Genomic DNA, 16,733 nt, shown 5'->3' on the forward strand with positions numbered 1-16,733 from the left:
GCTTTCGCGAGCAAGCCCGCTCCCACACAGGGTTTGCGTGTAGCAATCAAAGGAAGTACTTGAGGTTTAAGCCAACGTTGTCGCGGTCACGCAGGCCGTTGTCCTGCCCACCGCCATAGAACTCGGTGTATTGCAGCTCGGCCTCCAGCTTGTTCTGGTAGTTGGCCTTGATCCCCAGGGTGTAGGCCTTGCGGCCCTCGATGATGTTGCCCGCCTGATAGCTGTTGCCCTCGAAGTCATCCTTGTAGACGACATAAGGCGAGACGTTGACCCCGGCATACACGTCGTTCCAGGTGCCATTGAGCATCGCGGTGTAGCTGTAGGAATTGCGGTTGACCTGGTCGTCGCGCTCGCCGCCGGACACATAGGAAAAGTTACCGGTGCCAGCGAAGTAACGGGTGCTGCCGTCAAAAGCGGTGTATTGCAGGCTGCTGCCGCGCAAGTGTTCGGATGCCAGCTCGAATACGCCGAACAGCGAGTCGAACGACAGGCTCGGACCGAAGTTGTAAATGGTGCCGACGGAGGTGTTGAACGCCTCCACCCGCTGGGCGTTATTGATCTGACTGGCGAGCGTGACCTGCTGCCCGCCAATGTTGATGGTCTGGCCGGCTGCCGCGGCGGCAGCGCCGTTGGCCAGGTCGCCGATCAGGTCGTTGGTGGCGGCGACCCCGATGGGCAGGTTCGGCCGATAAGCCACTTCACCGAACACCGATGCCTGGCCCAGGGTGGTGTTGAAACTGAAGCCGTACATGCGGATGTCTTCGGCGTAGCGCCGATGCGCCTGTATGTTGCCCAGCACATCCACGGTCGCCAGGCCGTTGGCCAGTTGCCCCGCCTGACTGCCGGCGACACCGGCCAACAGGTTGGTCAGGGCATTCATGTCGATGCCCTTGTACCCTCCCAGATCGGCAGAAATGGTCGGTTCCTTGGCGTGGTAGTTGACCATGTACAACCCGAACTCGGTGCTGTTGAGTGCTTCTGCGATGTAGCGAAAAGCAAAACCGAACTGGCCGTCGTTGCGCGCGTTGAAATCCTTGCCGACCGAGGCCACCTTGACGGTGTTGCCAAAGGCAGGGGTAACCCCGCTGGCGTACAGGCCGGTAGTCCTCAGGGCCTGGTTGAGTACCGGGTTGTTGCCCAGTGCACCGTACAGATCGATCACGTTGCCGAACCCCGGCACCGGGGTGTCCAGCGCGGTACCGGTAAAGTTGTTGTAGGCGGTGTTGCCACCGTCGGCGAACAGGTCCGTCTGCGAGTAGAACGTGCCGACCGGGTCGATGCGGGTTTCCTTCCAGTTGGTCTGGTAGAAGCTTTCCATGGTCAGGGAATCGGTCAGGCCGATGTTGAAGCTCAGTGCTTCCACCGGTACCAGCACTTCCTTGACTTCGGCCCCGGGTAGACGGTACTTGGCCGCATCCACCGGGTTGGTGGTGTTGATCCCGCCACGGTAGAAAATCCCCTCGCCCCAGTTGAACACCTGGCGCCCTATACGTGCCGTGAGCGGCATCTGCGCTACATCCCAGTTGCCGTAGAGGTAGGCGTCGAGCATCTCCACCCGGCTGCCGGCGATATCGCGGGTCTGGTCAGTGAAGTGGTCGTCCTGCGGGAAACTCTGACTGGGTTGCGACGGTTTGTTGTTGCGCAAGTAATCGTTGCGCTTGTCCATCAGTTGGGTGTCATAGAACGCGGTGCCGCGCACGAACATCCCGTAGTTCTGATAGTTGGCCTCGAGTTCCGAGGTGATCTTGTACACCTCGGAAACCAGCCCGGTGTCGAAGTTGCGATTGCCGTCGTTGGTGTTGACGTCATCGTTGGTCTTGTCCCGGCCCTGGACCCGCCACAAGCGGCCGTAGGACAAGGTACTGTCGAATGAACCGGTGATCTGGTTGTCCAGCACGCTGAACTCCTTGGCCTGCACGCCGTCGACCGCGCACAGTTGCAGCAGCCCTGCCAGGCCGACACCAGGAAGCGCCGCGCCAGACAGGCGAAATCGAATCTTCATGATCTGTTCCCCTTCCCCTGGTTTTATTGTTTTTGTGTTCTGGCAATGTGGCTGCGATGGCTAGGGTGCCAACCCCGCAGTGACATAAACCCGGCTGTGCGCACCGAAATGCCCCAGCAGTTTGAACAACTGCCGGTTGAGTGCCGGATGGTCGAAATCTTCGCGCTGCAGCTGATTACCGTTGCTGAAATCGCTGGTGATCGGTGCCGAGTCCAGCCACTGACCGATGGCTTCATCGAACGCCGCGGACTCGTCAACGGACTCGGCACTCACCACTTCGCGCAGGTAGTCCACCGAGTACGGCGGGTAATGGCCGTCCCGGGCAGAATCGGCATAAGCGTCGAGCATCGGATGGGGCTGGCCGGCACGCAGCAAACGACGCAGCCAGGTCGACTGATACTTCTCCACTTCCATGTGCCGGGTCGCAACGCGTTCGATGGACGCCTGCTTGTCGGCAGCGAAACCGGCCAGTGCCTTGCCTTCCAACAGAAGAAGACTGGCAAGGTCGACGCCGGGCAATGGCTTGGCGTGATAAGGCTGGGTCAGGTCCTGAATGTGGTGCAGGCCCCAGCCGAGAAAGCGATAACCCCAATAAGGATGACCGGTGGCAAAGGCCAGTCGCGCCAAGCCCATGTACTGGTAGGCGCGCCAGTCAGGCCAGCTGCGTTCGAGAAACCCGGCAGCGGCGTACACCACCGGGCTTTCATGGAAGAAGCCCATATGGAACGGCGCCTGGGAGCTGTACTGAAACCGTGCGTCACCAAAGGGCTGCGGGCCGAAGCCGTACAGCGCGCCAACTTCACCGGGGTTGTCGCTGAACAGGTTGATGTCGTGGCCGTAATCAGGCTCATCGGCGGCGCTGGCCAACACGGCCAGGGGTGCGACTTTTTCGTTGTCAGTCACGCGAATGAAGCGCTGGCGATTCCATGGCGAGAGGGTCTGCTCGACCATGACCTGCTCGGCGATTAGGTGTTCACGCTCAGGCAGATCCTGGCCGGGCAGCGGTTGAATGACCATCGCCAGATGAATCTGCGGATTGATCCGCAGCGCGGTGAGGAAGTCGTGGCGCAGATTGTCCCCAGGTACGTCTGGCAATCGCAGATTGTCGGGGCGTGGCGGGTACTGGGCGAAGTGTTCGCGGGCGAAGCGTTCCTGCTCGTCGAGTAACGCGCTCACGGCTTGATATTGCTGCGCGAGAAACCGCTCCAGTGGCTCGACTTCGACAGTTGGCGCATCACGCAACGCCGGCAGGTCCTGCAACGCCAGGTAGCTGCCCACCGTATGGTTGGACCAGCCCCAGGCCGTCGGGGCCGTTGCACAAAGCAGCAACAGGAGGAATGTCAGCTTCATTGCTTTTGGTTCTTATTGGATGTGCCGTGGGGGTTGAGCCTAACAACCGACCCGGGCCCTGACACTGTCCAAACTCACCAGAAAAGTTCTCCGATAGCGCCACGCCTCGATGCAAAAAAACACCACGGACCAATGTGGGAGCGGGCTTGCTCGCGAAGGCGGTGTGTCAGTGAAATCAATGTTGACTGACACTCCGCCTTCGCGAGCAAGCCCGCTCCCACAGGGGGGATCTGCGGTGTTCTTTCAGGCGGGGTAACCGGTGATTTTGCGGATGCTTTGGTACAGCGGCTTGAGCTGTCGATACATACGCAGGTAGACCTCCTTGTACAGTCGCTCATAGATCTGCTGCGCATCGGGTTGCGGCATGAATACCGCTCCGACCCGGGTCATGGCGGCCATCGCCGTGGGGAAGTCCGCGTGCAGCCCCAGCCCTACCGCGCAGCAAATGGCCGCGCCCAGCCCGGACGCTTCGTAGACATGCGGACGCTCGGCCGGCAGGCCGAAAATGTTCGCCGTGAGTTGCATCGCGGCATCACTCTGGGAGCCACCACCGGCGACGCGCAAGCGCGTGATGGAGACCCGCGAACGTTTCTCGATCTTCTCCATGCCCTGACGCAAGGCATACGCCAGGCCTTCGAGGATCGCCCGGTAAATGTGCGCGCGGGTATGCACGTCACCAAAGCCGATCATCGCGCCCTTGGCTTCCACACCCGGCTCGCGGATGCCGGGCGACCAGTAGGGTTGCAGCATCAAGCCCATGGAGCCCGGCGGCACGGCGTCGACCAGCGCATCGAAGAGTTGCTCAGGCTCCACGCCCTGGGCTTTGGCCTGCTGCATCTCGCGCAGGCCGAACTCGTTCTTGAACCAGCTGACCATCCAGTAACCGCGATAAATCATCACCTCGCAGTTGTATTGATCCGGCACCGCAGACGGGTAAGGCGGAATCAACGGGACGATTTCCAGGTAGCGCGACCGGGTACTGGTGATCGTCGCCGTAGTGCCGTAGGAAAGGCACACGGTGCCGGCGTCGACGACGCCGGAACCCACGACTTCGCAGGCCTTGTCGGCGCCCGCGGCGATCAGCGGCAACCCCTCGGGAATACCGGTGTGGCGGCTGGCCTCGGCGCTGATGTAGCCGAGGGTTTCACCGGGCTTGTGCAGGCTCGGCAGTTGCTCGGGACGCACCGCCAGCGCCTGCCATTTCCAGTCGGCGGGTGCGGCCCATTTCAGGCGTTTGAAGTCGAAGGGCAAGTAGCCGACGCAACACCCCACGGAATCGACAAAGCGCCCGCACAGGCGATGGGTGAGAAACCCCGAGAGCAGCAAAAACTTGTCGGTTGCCGCCCAGACCTCAGGCTGGTGGCGGGCGATCCAGTTGGCCTCGGCCTGGGCGCGAAAGTAGTCCACCGTGGCTTGCGCGCCGACCAGTTTGAACAGCCAGCCCCACGGTCCCTTGATACCGCCTTCGACTTCGGCCTGGCGTTGATCGAGCCACAAAATCGCCGGTCGCAGTGGCTTGCCCTGGGCATCGACGTTGATCACCGTGCCGCGCTGGGTGGTCAGGGATACACCGGCAATCTGCGAGCGATCGATGCCGGTTTGCTGCCACAACTGCTGGCAGGCCTCACCCAGTTTTGCCCAGTAATACTCCGGGTCCTGCTCGGCCCAGCCGGGTTGAGCCGAGTAGTAGGCCTGCAACTCGACCTTGCCTTTGCCCAGCAGATTGCCCTGCAGGTCGAAGAGCAGCGCGCGCACGCTCTGGGTGCCATTGTCGATGGCCAACAGGTAACGCTTGTTCGGGTGGTTATCCATGGAACTCTCTTCAATGGGCATCAATGCGCGGCATCCGGCAAACCATGATGGCGTTGCCACAACGCCAGGTAGCGCTGCTGTTCCTGCTGCCAACGCTCATCGTCCCAGCCCAGCCGCGGCTGGCAGAGTCGGCGAATCGCCGGCCAGTAATCTTCGGCGCCTCGAGGCAGCAACAGGCCAATGCGGGTGCGGCGCAGCAGCAGGTCATCCAGGTGCAGGACCATTTCCGTATCGCAGGCAACGGCCAGCTCTGCCCACAAGGTGTCAGTGCCGCCGACGGTGTCATGGCCCAGTTCGACAAGCAGCTTCGCCAGCCTCGGCAGGTCACGGCCATGCCGCCCGGCCAGGCGCCGCCACTGGTTGGCGCTGAGCCCCGGGATCGCCAGCGGCGGCACGACGGCGAACACCGGCGCGGCGTCGTCATTGAAGGGCCGGTCGAGCATGTTCGCGCAGGCCTTGAGCACTTCGATCGCCTGCGGGCGAAAGGTGGTCAGCTTGCCGCCGGCCAGGGTCACACAACCCGGTTCCTGCCACAGCACATGTTCACGGGTTTCATTCGAGGGCTTGAGTTCACCCGCAGCGCTGCCCACCACCGGGCGCACGCCCGACCAGGTCGACAGCACGTCGGCGGCGACCACCTCGGCCTGGGGGAACTGTTGGCTGCAGGCAGCCAGCAGATAGTCGAGTTCCTCGGAGCTGATGCTCGCGCTTTGGTCGAGATCGCCGTGATGATCGAGGTCCGTGGTACCGACCACCGTGGCACCCTCCCAAGGGAAAACGAACACCGGTCGACGGTCGCGCTCGTGCAGAAAGGTGAAGGCTTGTGCCACTGGCAGGCGCCAGCCCGGCAACAGCAAATGACTGCCACGCAACGGGCGCAACTGGCGAGGGGCATCGGACGGGCGCAAGCGCTCGGCCCACGCGCCGGTGGCCACGGCCAGCACACCGCAACGCAATGTCAGTAGTCCGCCACCCTCGCAGTCCTCGACCTGAACGCCGCAAACGCGCCCCTCTTCACGCAGCAATCGCTGCACCCGCATACCGTTGAGCACCACGGCGCCGTCGGCCCGGGCCTCGCCCAATACACGCATCACCAGCCGGGCATCATCGGTCAGCGCATCGACAAAACAGGTGCCGCCCAGCAGGTCATCTTCCTTCACCCCAGGCGCCAGATAACGCAGTTGCTGCGCGTCGTGGAAGCAATGGCTGCGCCGCCCGGCCAATGCGTCATAGATGGACAGCAAACCACCCAGCACCCGTGGTCCGGGAAAACCGCCACGGTAATGCGGCATCATGAAACTCATCGGTTCCACCAGCCCCGGCGCTTCGTCGAGCAGGCGCTGGCGTTCGCGGACCGAATCGCGGGTCAGGCGCCACTGGCCCTTGGCGATGTAGCGCAAGCCGCCATGGACCATTTTCGAGGAGCGGCTGGAAGTGCCCCAGGCAAAATCGCGCTGCTCCAGCAGCAGGCAACGCCACCCACGGCGCGCGGCTTCGCGCAGGATACCGGCGCCGCTGATGCCGCCGCCGATGACGATCAGGTCCCAGGTTTCATCCGCCAGCGTCGGCAGCACCTGCTGTCGCCACGCCGCGTTCCAGTCCAGGCTCATGGCCGTCACTCCTGCAACAGCGTGCCAGGGTTCAGTCGCCCGGCCGGATCAAAATGCCGACTCAGTGCCTGCAGGGTTTCCATTGCCAGTGCGCCCTTTTCCCGGCGCAGGTACGGCGCGTGGTCCTTGCCCACGCCATGCTGGTGGCTGATGGTGCCTTGGTTGTCGACGATGGTCTGGCTGGCCGCCTGCTTGAGTGCCTGCCAGCGCGCCAGGGTGGCGGGGTAGTCCGCTGCCGGGCGAAACACATAGGTGGTGTAGATGCTCGATCCTTCGCCGTAGACATGGGAAAGGTGGGTGAAGACATGCACCCGCTCGCCTTCGGCAGCCAAGGCGTCGCGCAGGCTGTTTTCGATGAGCGTGAGGAGGTTATCGACGTTGCTCCAGTCAGTGGCCGTTTCCAGGGTGTCCACCACGTAACCTGCATTCCACAGGTTTTCGCGCAGGTAGGGAAAACGAAAACGGTTCTGCGCCCACTTCTTGCCGAGCAAGGTGCCGGTAAACACCCCGCCGAACGCCTTGAGGTGCTGCCGGGCCTGACGCAGGGACAGCGCATTTTGCCGACGGTTGCCGGTCACGCCGAACGTCAGCAGGCATTTGCCCTCACCGGCGCCGCGCAGGGCCAGGTACTTTTCCAGCCAGGCGATCTGTTGCGGGTGACCGGCCAGCGCCAGCTGGGTTTCGGTTTCCACCGCGTTGGACAAGCGCAGCATCGACAGCGGCACGCGCGCCTGGGCCAACTGGCGGATGGCTTGCAGCGCCTTGGGCCAATCGGGCAGAAACACCCCATAGAAACGCTCATCGGCGGGCAGTGCGCTGACCCGTACCTTCACCTCGGAAATGATCCCGAATCGACCCTCGCAGCCCAACACCACCTCGCGCAGATCAGGGCCGGCCGCCGAGGCCGGGAAGGAGGGAATCTCCAATGGGCCGGCGAAGGTTTCCAGGGTCCCGCCGGCGAACAATTGCTCGATTCGCCCATAACGCAATGACTGCTGGCCACTGGAACGGCTGGCGACCCAACCGCCCAGGGTCGACAGCTCCCACGACTGCGGAAAATGCCCCAGGGTGTAATCCCGGGCGCGCAGCTGACTTTCCACCTGCGGTCCAGTGGTGCCGGGGCCGAAGGTGGCCAGCAGGCTCTCTTCGTCGAGGTCCAGCAAGCGGTTCATGCGGGCCAGGGAAACCGTGACCACCGGCCGCGCGGAACTCGGCGGGTTGATGTGACCGGCCACCGAGGTGCCGCCGCCATAAGGAATCAGGCACAGGTCCTGTTCATGGGCGAGCAGCAGTAACCGGCGAATCTGCTCAGCGCTCGTGGGATAGGCCACGGCGTCGGGATAATTCCCCAACGCGCCCTCACGCAACGCCAGCCAGTCCGGCAGGCTCTGGCCCCGCGCATGCAACAAACGATCATGGGCATCCACGCTGTACAGGAAGTGTTGCTGCAACCGCGACGGGGGTACGCGGGCCAATGCCGTCTCAAGCGTCGCATCGGGCAGCGCTCGACCGTCACCCACCCGCCAAGCGAGAAAACTCGCGCCCTGGGCCGGCAGTTCGACCACCGTGGTTGCATCTCCCCAGCCGTTCCAGCGTCGCATGCGTGTGTCCTTTTGCGGTTCTGATCAGTGATATTTCAGGCCCCCATACTAGTGCGCCGCCCGAAAGTGTCACGGTCGCATCCGGCCAGTTCGAGTAGCCAATTGAGTCAAACGTCGCGCAAGCGTCAGCCATTTACTTTAGCCGTGGTTTCAAATTACCTTTCAGGGCATTCATCCGCGCACGCGGGCCTTGATCAAAGGAAACGATCATGCAATCCCTGGGCTTCACTTCAGTTCCGCCGCTGCTCAAATACCTGCGTCATGCCGAACAACTGGGCATGGCCATCGAGCCTGCGTTGGCGGCTGCCGGGTTGCAGGCACAGCAGTTGAGTGACAACAGCCTGCGGTTGCCGGGTGAAGCCCATGAACGGCTGCTCGATTATTTCTGCGAACACTCGGGCGATGCGTTGTTCGGTCTCAACGCCGCGCGTTTCGTGTTGCCCAACTCCTGGAGCGTGCTGGGTTACATCACCATGAACTGCGCGACACTGGGCGACGCCATGAGCCGCATCATGCCGTTCGAAAAGCTGGTGGGAGACATGGGCGTGAGCCGCGCCGAGGTGCAGGACAGCGGCGTGCACCTGATCTGGACATGCCGCCACCAACGCCCGCGAATTCGCCGGCACCTGGTGGAAAACGTGCTCGGCTCCTGGCTGCAATACGCGCGCTGGATCGCCGACACGCATATGTCTCCGGCCGCCGTCTGGCTGGAACATGCCCGTCCGGCCGACACGACGCTGGCACAGTACGAGCAGTTCTTCGACTGTCCGGTACTGTTCGACCAGCCTTACTCGGCGCTGATTGTCCCATTGCCGTATTTGCAGTTGCCATTGCGCCAGGCCGATGCGCAATTGCTGCGCACGCTGGAAGAACATGCCCTGGGATTGATGGCCACACTGGAGGACGCATCGCTGGAACAACGGGTCAAAAACATCCTGCGCCAATTGCTAAAGGAAGGTCTGCCACGCAAGGAGCAGGTGGCCGAGCATCTCGCCGTGTCAGTGCGCACGCTGCAACGCCAGTTGCATCAGGCCGGTACGTCGTACCAGCAGATCCTTGATGATCTGCGCCAGGAACTGGCCGAGCATTACCTGCTCAACAGCACCCTGCCGATTCAGGACATCGCCCAATACCTGGGTTTCACCGAACCCCGCTCGTTTCACCGCACGTTCAAAAGCCGGCGCGGGATGCCGCCCGGCGAGTTTCGGCAAACCCACCGGGTGTCGAACGAAAGCTAAAGGCTCAGAGGCTGATCGCATTGGTGAACACCAACCGATTGCCGAACGGGTCGGCGATGGTCATGTCCTGGCTGCCCCACGGCATGGCCTGAATCTGTGGATGGGAAAAGCTGTATTGCTTGGCCAACAGTTGCTGTTGAAACGCCTCCAGCTCATCCGCCTCGATCCGCAGTGCAGAACCCGGCGTGCTGTCGCCATGGTGTTCGGACAAGTGCAGCACGCATTCGCCACGGGAGATTTGCAGGTACAGCGGGAAGTTCGCTTCGAATCGATGCTGCCAGTCGATCTTGAAACCGAGGAAGTCGACGTAAAACTCCACTGCCTTGGCTTCGTCGAAAATACGCAGGACCGGAGTGGTTTTGCCGAAGCTCATCGGATTGCCCCCAGACGGTGAAAGACCTGTGGGAGCGAGCTTGCTCGCGATGGTCGTTAATGATGACGCGTGTCTACCGGGTAAACGCTGCGCTCTTTTGTCCATCGCGAGCAAGCTCGCTCCTACAGAATACGTAACCGAACAATGAATGGTTGTCAGGTTTGATATCAGTCCTTCGGCGCGGAAATGCCAATCTTTAATTTCAAAGTGCCATCACTGTGACACAGTCCTCGAAACTCACTCGAACCCCGTACGCAAATCCCCTTCCCTAGCCAGGAATCGCCCTTCTCTGCGCCCGTTGGCCTGGCCATCACGGTAACTCAACACACCGTTGACCCATACGCCCTCGATGCCTTGCGCCGCCCGCTGTGGATCGTTGAAATCGGCGACATCGCGGATGGTTGCCGGATCGAACAACACCAGGTCCGCCCAATGACCTTCGCGAATTTCACCACGCGCCTTCAAACCGAAGCGGGCCGCCGACAGCCCGGTCATCTTGTGCACGGCGGTGTGCAGCGGGAATAGCCCTACGTCACGGCTGAAATGTCCGAGCACCCGGGGGAATGCGCCCCACAAGCGTGGGTGTGGGAACGGGTCTTCCGGCAAGCCGTCGGAGCCGACCATCGACAGCGGATGCGCGAGGATTCTGCGGACATCGGCTTCGTCCATCCCGTAATAAACCGCGCCGGCCGGCTGCAGTTGGCGGGCCGCGTCGAGCAGCGACAGGTTCCATTCGGCGGCGATGTCCATCAGGTCGCGGCCGCCCATTTCCGGATGCGGGGTCGACCAGGTGATGGTGATGCGGTGGGCATCGGTCACCTGCTTGAGGTCCAGGGTCGATGAGCTCGCGGCGTAGGGATAACAGTCGCAACCGACCGGGTGGGTCTTCGCCGCCTGTTCGAGGGATGCCAGCAACTGCGGACTACGCCCCCAGTTTCCGGCACCGGCACATTTGAGGTGGGAAATGATCACCGGGCTTTGTGCATGGCGACCAATCCGGAACGCCTCGTCCATGGCCTCCAGCACCGGTTCGAATTCGCTGCGCAGATGGGTGGTGTAGACCGCTCCGAATGCCGTCAATTCTTCGGTCAGCTGCATCACTTCATCGGTCGATGCCGAGAAGGCGCTGGCATAGGCAAGGCCGGTGGACAAGCCCAAGGCGCCGGCTTCGAGGCTTTCACGCAGTTGCTCGCGCATCGCGCTGATTTCATCGGCCGTGGCGGTGCGAAACAGGTCGTCCAGATGATTGCTGCGCAACGCCGTATGGCCGACCAGCGCGGCTACGTTCAACGTGGTATTCGCCGCTTCGACCGCCGTGCGGTAGTCGCGGAAGGTCGGATAAACGAACGCCGCGGCCGTGCCGAGCAGGTTCATCGGATCCGGCGGATCACCGCGCAAACTCACCGGCGAGGCACTGATCCCGCAGTTGCCGACGATCACCGTGGTCACGCCCTGGCTGAGCTTGGGCAGCATCTGCGGCTGACGAATCACCACGGTGTCGTCATGGGTGTGCACGTCGATGAAACCCGGCGCCAGCACCTGGCCCGCTGCGTCGATTTCTTCGTTTGCGTGGGCATCGCGCAAGTCGCCGATACGCTCGATGCGCCCATTGAGAATGGCCACGTCGGCGGGGTAACCGGGGCTGTTGCTGCCGTCGATGATCAGGGCGTTGCGAATCAGCGTGTCGTACTGCATGTCAGTCTCCCAGCGGCAAGTGATCGTCGCCGCCGCGGTATTCGTCCAGGGCGAGTTTGATCCGCCGCAGACGTTCTTGATTGTCTTCAGGATTGGCCAGGGCCAGCTCGGTGGCGAGCACGTCGATGGCCAGCAGCATGCCGTAGCGCGCTGCCGTGGGTTTGTAGATGAACGAAGTTTCGGCACTTTGCAGGGGCAGGACGATGTCGGCCAGTTGCGCCAGCGGTGAACCCGCGAGCGTAATGGCCAGAATGCGGGCGCCATAGTTGCGCGCCAGCTCCACCGTTTCGATCAACTCCGGGGTGATCCCGGTCAGCGAGCAGACAATCACCACCTGTTCAGCGCTGAGGCTGGCGGCGGTGACGCGCATCATCACCGCATCGTGGCACGCCGTAATCGGATAGCCGAGGCGCACCAGGCGCACTTGCAGTTCGTCGCTGCACAGGGTCGAGCAGCCGCCCATGCCAAAAGCGTGAATCATCCGCGCCTTGCCCAGCAGTTTCACCGCATCGGCGAAACGCGACTCATCGAACGCCGCCAGGTGCTGGCGCAAGGTCGATTCGATGTCACTCACGATCTGTCCGTAGAACGCCGACTGCTCGGGCGTGCCCGCCGGGTCGAGAAACCGGCTGCCGACGCCGCTGGCCTGGGCCAGTTGCAAACGCAAATCGCGCAAATCCCGGCAGCCGACCGTGCGGGCGAAACGCGACAGCGTGGCGGTGCTGACCTCTGCCCGCAGCGCCAGTTCATCGAGGCTGGCGGAGGCGGCAAATCCTACGTCGTCGAGCATCAGGCGGGCGATGCGGCCTTCACCGGCGCTGAAGGAATCCTGACGGGCGCGGATCTGGTAGAGGATGTCCATGCGGGTGGCTCCGGCTAAATCAGGTAAGAAAGGCCAACGGTCAGTCCGAAGGCAACGACCGAGATCAACGTCTCGAGCACGGTCCAGGTCTTGAAGGTTTGGGCAACGGTCATGTTGAAGTATTCCTTGATCAACCAGAAACCGCCGTCGTTAACGTGGGAAAAGATAACCGACCCGGCGCCGGTCGCCAGCACCAGCAGCTCCGGATGGGGATAACCCAGACCAATGGCTACGGGTGCGACCACACCTGAAGCGGTCGTCATGGCCACAGTGGCAGAACCGGTGGCGATGCGCATCAGCGCGGCAAACAGCCAGCCCATCAACAGCGGCGACAGATGAAATTCGTGGGCCAGACCAACGATCTGGTCGGTGACGCCAGCATCCACCAGAATCCGGTTCAAGCCACCACCGGCACCCACCAACAGCGTAATGCTCGCGGTCGGCGCCAGGCATTCGTTGGTGAACTTGAGGATCGATTCACGGTTGAAGCCCTGCGCCAGGCCGAGGGTCCAGAAGCTCAGCAATGTGGCGAGCAACAGCGCGATCACCGAGTTACCGATGAACAGCAGGAACTGGTTGAAGCCGCTGCCCGGCGTGGAAATCAGATTGGCCCAGCCGCCGATCAGCATCAGCACCACCGGCAACAGGATGGTTGCCATGGTGATGCCGAAACCCGGCAGGCTGTCGCGGGGTTCACGCTCCAGGAACTGGCGCTCCAGCGGGTTTTCCGCCGGCAATTGAATACGCGGCACGATGAACTTGGCGTACAGGGGACCTGCAATGATCGCGGTCGGAATGCCGATCAGGATCGCATACATCAAGGTCTGCCCCACCGACGCCTGATACACCTGTACCGCCAGCATCGCCGCCGGGTGCGGCGGCACGAGCGCATGCACCACCGAGAGCCCGGCGACCATCGGCAAGCCGACCATCAGGATTGATACACCCACGCGCCGCGCCACGGTAAAGGCAATCGGCACCAGCAAGACGAAACCGACTTCGAAGAACAGCGGCAGCCCCACCAGAAACGCGATGCACACCATCGCCCAATGCGCGTTCTTCTCGCCAAAACGGTCGATCAGCGTGCGCGCCATCTGCTCGGCGCCACCGGACTCGGCCATCATCTTGCCGAGCATGGTCCCCAACGCCACCACCAGCGCGATGTGCCCCAGGGTTTTGCCGACACCCGCCTCGTACGCCCCCACCACACCGGAGGGTGGCATCCCCGCGACCAGCGCCAGGCCGAGGGAAATCAGGGTGATGACAATGAACGGATTGAGCCGGTAACGAGCGATCAGAACGATCAGCGCGATGATGGCAACGGCGGCATACACCAGCAGCCAATAGCCGAAGGACGGGGTCATGCGGTACTCCTCGAGAGGGTCACGTCGAAATATTTGTGAAACTCTTAAAACATTTCGGTCGGTGATTTTCAAACGAGGTGAAAGTAATTTTCGTGCACGGATAAGAGGTGTCGTACAGAGACATGGCGTGTCGCGAATTATGAAAGTCGGCCGTACGAATTTTCATCGCCGAAAGACAGATCGTTCCCACGCTCAGGGTGGGAACAATCGAATGGCTGAGCTCAGTCGTGCTGCATCCGGGCGCGCTTGAGCAATTTCTTGCAGCGCTCGGACAAGTGCAGCACGCGCAAGTGCTTGCCAGCCTTCGCGTAGCGCTCGCGCAAGGTGCCCAGCGCAGCGATGGCCGAGTAATCGACAAAACTCAGGTGACGACAATCCAGGGTCACTTGCAGCGGGTCATTGGCCGGATCGAACTGATTGAGAAAGGGTGTGGTCGAGGCGAAGAACAGCGTGCCATGCAGCCGATACAGCTTGCTGCCGTCGTTCTCCAGATGACTGTCGGCATACAGCTGGCGAGCCTGCTGCCAGGCAAAGTTCAGCGCCGCAATGATGATGCCGCAGAGCACCGCGATGGCCAGATCGGTGAAAACGGTAATCACCGTCACCGCGATGATCACCAGCACATCGTTCAACGGCACTTTGTTCAGCACCCGCAATGAGGCCCAGGCGAAGGTCTGTTGCGACACCACGAACATCACCCCGACCAGCGCGGCCAATGGAATGCGCTCGATCAGCGGTGACAGGAACAGGATGAACAGCAGGATCGACACCCCGGCCACTACCCCGGACACGCGCCCGCGACCGCCGGAACTGAGGTTGATCATGGTCTGGCCGATCATGGCGCAACCGCCCATGCCACCGAACGCACCGGACACCACATTCGCCACCCCCAGCGCCACGCACTCGCGATCCGGGTAACCACGGCTCTCGGTGATTTCGTCGGCGAGGTTCAGGGTCAACAGGGTTTCCAGCAACCCGACCAGTGCCATCAGGATCGCGTAGGGCACGATGATCCGCAGGGTGTCCAGATTCCACGCGATGTCCGGCAGTGCCAGTGTCGGCAAGCCACCGGCGATGTGCGCCATGTCGCCCAGGGTGCGGGTCGGCAGGCCGAGCAGATACACCGCCAGGCCCACACCGAGAATCGCCACCAGCGCCGGTGGCACCGTACGGGTCAGGCGCGGCATCACATAGACAACGGCCATGGTCACCGCGACCAGCCCGAGCATCATGTACAGCGGCGTACCGCTCAACCAGGCCTCACCACTCTTGAAGTGCTCCAGTTGCGCCAGGGCAATGACAATCGCCAGGCCGTTGACGAAACCGAGCATCACCGGATACGGCACCATGCGCACCAGCTTGCCGAGCTTGAGCAGCCCGAACGCGATCATGATCAGTCCGCCCAGCAACACCGTGGCCAGCAAATACTGCACGCCGTGTTGCACCACCAGTGCGACGATCACCACGGCCATCGAGCCGGCCGCACCGGACACCATGCCTGGTCGCCCGCCAAACAGCGCGGTCAGGGTGCAGATGATGAATGCGCCATAGAGCCCCATCAGCGGATTGAGATGCGCCACCAGCGCGAAAGCGATGCACTCGGGCAACAGGGCGAAGGAAGTGGTAAGTCCGGCCAGGACATCGGCGCGTAGACGTTTTGCTTTCATGGGGAACCGCACACTGGGAGAGACGAGAAATGAGTGTGCGGATGTTACGGAATCGAGGGCGGACCGGCCATCATCTGTGTCATCGAAAATGCCTTCGCGAGCAAGCCCGCTCCCACAATTGATCGCGCTTCGTCAGAAGGAATGCGGCCGAATGTGGGAGCGGGCTTGCTCGCGAAGAACGATGACGCGGTCTAAAGCGAACTCACACCATCTCGTCGCGAATCCACTCCACCACCGACGTGCGCTTCGGCACCCAGCCCAGCAGCTCCCGCGCCTGCTTGCCGCGCACCCGGCTGTTGGAGCCCAGGCCATAGTTGGCCATTTCATAGCCCCACTCGGCTTCGGCGTCCTTGAGCGGCCAGTCTTGCGGCTCGCCCAGGTTCAGCGCCCGGGCCATGGCGGTGGTCATGTCGATGAACGACGCTTCACCGCTTTCGACGAAGTAGAAGGTGCCAGGCACGTTTTCAGTCAGCGCCAGCAGGTACAGCGCCACCACGTCCTCGATGTGCACATTGGACCAGATGTTCCGGCCCGTGCCGACATGGCGTACAACGCCGCTTTTACGCGCCTGTTTGAGCAGGCGCGGCAGCTGCACGCTGTCACGATGAACACCCAGGCTGTGGCCGTAGATCAGCGTGTTGCAGATCACTGCCGAGTTCACCCCGTCCATGGCCGCCGCCAGGATCAGGTTGTCGATGGCCACTCGCGCCGCCTTGTCGACAGTCGGCTCCGGCAGGTTGTCTTCGAAGTAGATGACATCACTGGATTTGCCACCCGAGGCATCACCGACAATGCTCGAACCGCTGGTATGCAGGAACACTTTGCCGGAACCGCGCAAGGCATCGAGCAATGCTTGCACCGCACCACGATGATCGCTGCTGGCGGCGTTGATCACCGCGTCGGCAGCCAGCGCCTGATCGGCCAACAGGGCGGAGTCGTCGAGGGTGCCGATCACCGGTGTGATGCCCAGTGCACGAAGTTCATCCGCTTGTTCGGCGCTGCGTACCAGACCAGTGACGTTGTAGCCGGCCTGGACCAGCCCCGTGGCGATGGAACCGCCGATAAAACCGGCAGCACCGGTAACGAATACGTTCATGGAGAAACTCCCTGCGTTGATAAGTGATGCAAGGAGTATCCAGCAGCGATCCCTGGCGAAAAA

The 16,733-nt window shown here is 62.2% G+C and carries 12 protein-coding genes; 1 reads left to right on the forward strand and 11 read right to left on the reverse strand.

Going from position 1 to position 16,733, the window contains the following annotated elements:
* Nucleotides 1-46: 46 nt before the first annotated feature.
* The 5 genes from ACEN8Q_RS19870 to ACEN8Q_RS19890 form a co-directional block, all read right to left on the reverse strand.
* Nucleotides 47-2,002: a DUF1302 domain-containing protein gene (locus ACEN8Q_RS19870; RefSeq protein WP_413703626.1), complete on the reverse strand. Its 1,956-nt coding sequence runs from the start codon at nucleotides 2,000-2,002 to the stop codon at nucleotides 47-49.
* Between the two features lie 60 nt (nucleotides 2,003-2,062).
* Nucleotides 2,063-3,352 (reverse strand): phospholipase, encoded by a 1,290-nt coding sequence (locus ACEN8Q_RS19875; RefSeq protein ID WP_413703627.1) that lies wholly within the window; start codon nucleotides 3,350-3,352, stop codon nucleotides 2,063-2,065.
* 243 nt (nucleotides 3,353-3,595) lie between these two features.
* On the reverse strand, nucleotides 3,596-5,164 hold the full coding sequence (locus ACEN8Q_RS19880) for an FGGY-family carbohydrate kinase (RefSeq protein WP_413421688.1): 1,569 nt from the start codon (nucleotides 5,162-5,164) through the stop codon (nucleotides 3,596-3,598).
* 20 nt (nucleotides 5,165-5,184) lie between these two features.
* Nucleotides 5,185-6,774, reverse strand: coding sequence for a glycerol-3-phosphate dehydrogenase/oxidase (locus ACEN8Q_RS19885; RefSeq protein WP_413421690.1), 1,590 nt, complete (start codon nucleotides 6,772-6,774; stop codon nucleotides 5,185-5,187).
* A 5-nt stretch (nucleotides 6,775-6,779) separates the two neighbouring features.
* Nucleotides 6,780-8,375, reverse strand: a complete 1,596-nt coding sequence (locus ACEN8Q_RS19890) for an FAD-binding oxidoreductase (protein WP_413703628.1) — start codon at nucleotides 8,373-8,375, stop codon at nucleotides 6,780-6,782.
* A 209-nt stretch (nucleotides 8,376-8,584) separates the two neighbouring features.
* On the opposite strand from ACEN8Q_RS19890, the gene ACEN8Q_RS19895 reads away from it, so the two are divergent.
* Entirely contained in the window at nucleotides 8,585-9,613 is a 1,029-nt protein-coding gene (locus ACEN8Q_RS19895; protein WP_413703629.1) for an AraC family transcriptional regulator ligand-binding domain-containing protein, read from the forward strand.
* A gap of 4 nt (nucleotides 9,614-9,617) precedes the next feature.
* Here ACEN8Q_RS19895 and ACEN8Q_RS19900 read toward each other — a convergent pair whose 3' ends face one another.
* The 6 genes from ACEN8Q_RS19900 to ACEN8Q_RS19925 form a co-directional block, all read right to left on the reverse strand.
* The gene (locus ACEN8Q_RS19900) at nucleotides 9,618-9,986 is read right to left on the reverse strand and encodes a glyoxalase superfamily protein (protein ID WP_413421696.1); all 369 of its coding nucleotides are present in this window, start codon (nucleotides 9,984-9,986) and stop codon (nucleotides 9,618-9,620) included.
* A 237-nt stretch (nucleotides 9,987-10,223) separates the two neighbouring features.
* On the reverse strand, nucleotides 10,224-11,681 hold the full coding sequence (locus ACEN8Q_RS19905) for an N-acyl-D-amino-acid deacylase family protein (protein ID WP_413421698.1): 1,458 nt from the start codon (nucleotides 11,679-11,681) through the stop codon (nucleotides 10,224-10,226).
* Between the two features lies 1 nt (nucleotide 11,682).
* The gene (locus tag ACEN8Q_RS19910) at nucleotides 11,683-12,543 is read right to left on the reverse strand and encodes a MurR/RpiR family transcriptional regulator (protein ID WP_085719039.1); all 861 of its coding nucleotides are present in this window, start codon (nucleotides 12,541-12,543) and stop codon (nucleotides 11,683-11,685) included.
* Nucleotides 12,544-12,557: 14 nt separating this feature from the next.
* The gene (locus ACEN8Q_RS19915; RefSeq protein WP_413421701.1) at nucleotides 12,558-13,907 is read right to left on the reverse strand and encodes a GntP family permease; all 1,350 of its coding nucleotides are present in this window, start codon (nucleotides 13,905-13,907) and stop codon (nucleotides 12,558-12,560) included.
* A gap of 221 nt (nucleotides 13,908-14,128) precedes the next feature.
* Nucleotides 14,129-15,574 (reverse strand): SulP family inorganic anion transporter, encoded by a 1,446-nt coding sequence (locus ACEN8Q_RS19920; protein ID WP_413703630.1) that lies wholly within the window; start codon nucleotides 15,572-15,574, stop codon nucleotides 14,129-14,131.
* Nucleotides 15,575-15,776: 202 nt separating this feature from the next.
* A complete protein-coding gene (locus tag ACEN8Q_RS19925; protein ID WP_413421705.1) occupies nucleotides 15,777-16,670 on the reverse strand; it encodes an NAD-dependent epimerase/dehydratase family protein in 894 nt (297 codons plus the stop codon).
* Between the last annotated feature and the right edge of the window lie 63 nt (nucleotides 16,671-16,733).

It is taken from the genome of Pseudomonas sp. Pseusp16 (assembly GCF_047324915.1).
Classification (GTDB): Bacteria; Pseudomonadota; Gammaproteobacteria; order Pseudomonadales; family Pseudomonadaceae; genus Aquipseudomonas; species Aquipseudomonas fluorescens_CD.

Coding starts and splice junctions, on each gene's coding strand:
- ACEN8Q_RS19870 (WP_413703626.1), bottom strand. CDS start 2,002: ATGAAGATTCGATTTCGCCTGTCTGGCGCGGCGCTTCCTGGTGTCGGC.
- ACEN8Q_RS19875 (WP_413703627.1), bottom strand. CDS start 3,352: ATGAAGCTGACATTCCTCCTGTTGCTGCTTTGTGCAACGGCCCCGACG.
- ACEN8Q_RS19880 (WP_413421688.1), bottom strand. CDS start 5,164: ATGGATAACCACCCGAACAAGCGTTACCTGTTGGCCATCGACAATGGC.
- ACEN8Q_RS19885 (WP_413421690.1), bottom strand. CDS start 6,774: ATGAGCCTGGACTGGAACGCGGCGTGGCGACAGCAGGTGCTGCCGACG.
- ACEN8Q_RS19890 (WP_413703628.1), bottom strand. CDS start 8,375: ATGCGACGCTGGAACGGCTGGGGAGATGCAACCACGGTGGTCGAACTG.
- ACEN8Q_RS19895 (WP_413703629.1), top strand. CDS start 8,585: ATGCAATCCCTGGGCTTCACTTCAGTTCCGCCGCTGCTCAAATACCTG.
- ACEN8Q_RS19900 (WP_413421696.1), bottom strand. CDS start 9,986: ATGAGCTTCGGCAAAACCACTCCGGTCCTGCGTATTTTCGACGAAGCC.
- ACEN8Q_RS19905 (WP_413421698.1), bottom strand. CDS start 11,681: ATGCAGTACGACACGCTGATTCGCAACGCCCTGATCATCGACGGCAGC.
- ACEN8Q_RS19910 (WP_085719039.1), bottom strand. CDS start 12,543: ATGGACATCCTCTACCAGATCCGCGCCCGTCAGGATTCCTTCAGCGCC.
- ACEN8Q_RS19915 (WP_413421701.1), bottom strand. CDS start 13,907: ATGACCCCGTCCTTCGGCTATTGGCTGCTGGTGTATGCCGCCGTTGCC.
- ACEN8Q_RS19920 (WP_413703630.1), bottom strand. CDS start 15,574: ATGAAAGCAAAACGTCTACGCGCCGATGTCCTGGCCGGACTTACCACT.
- ACEN8Q_RS19925 (WP_413421705.1), bottom strand. CDS start 16,670: ATGAACGTATTCGTTACCGGTGCTGCCGGTTTTATCGGCGGTTCCATC.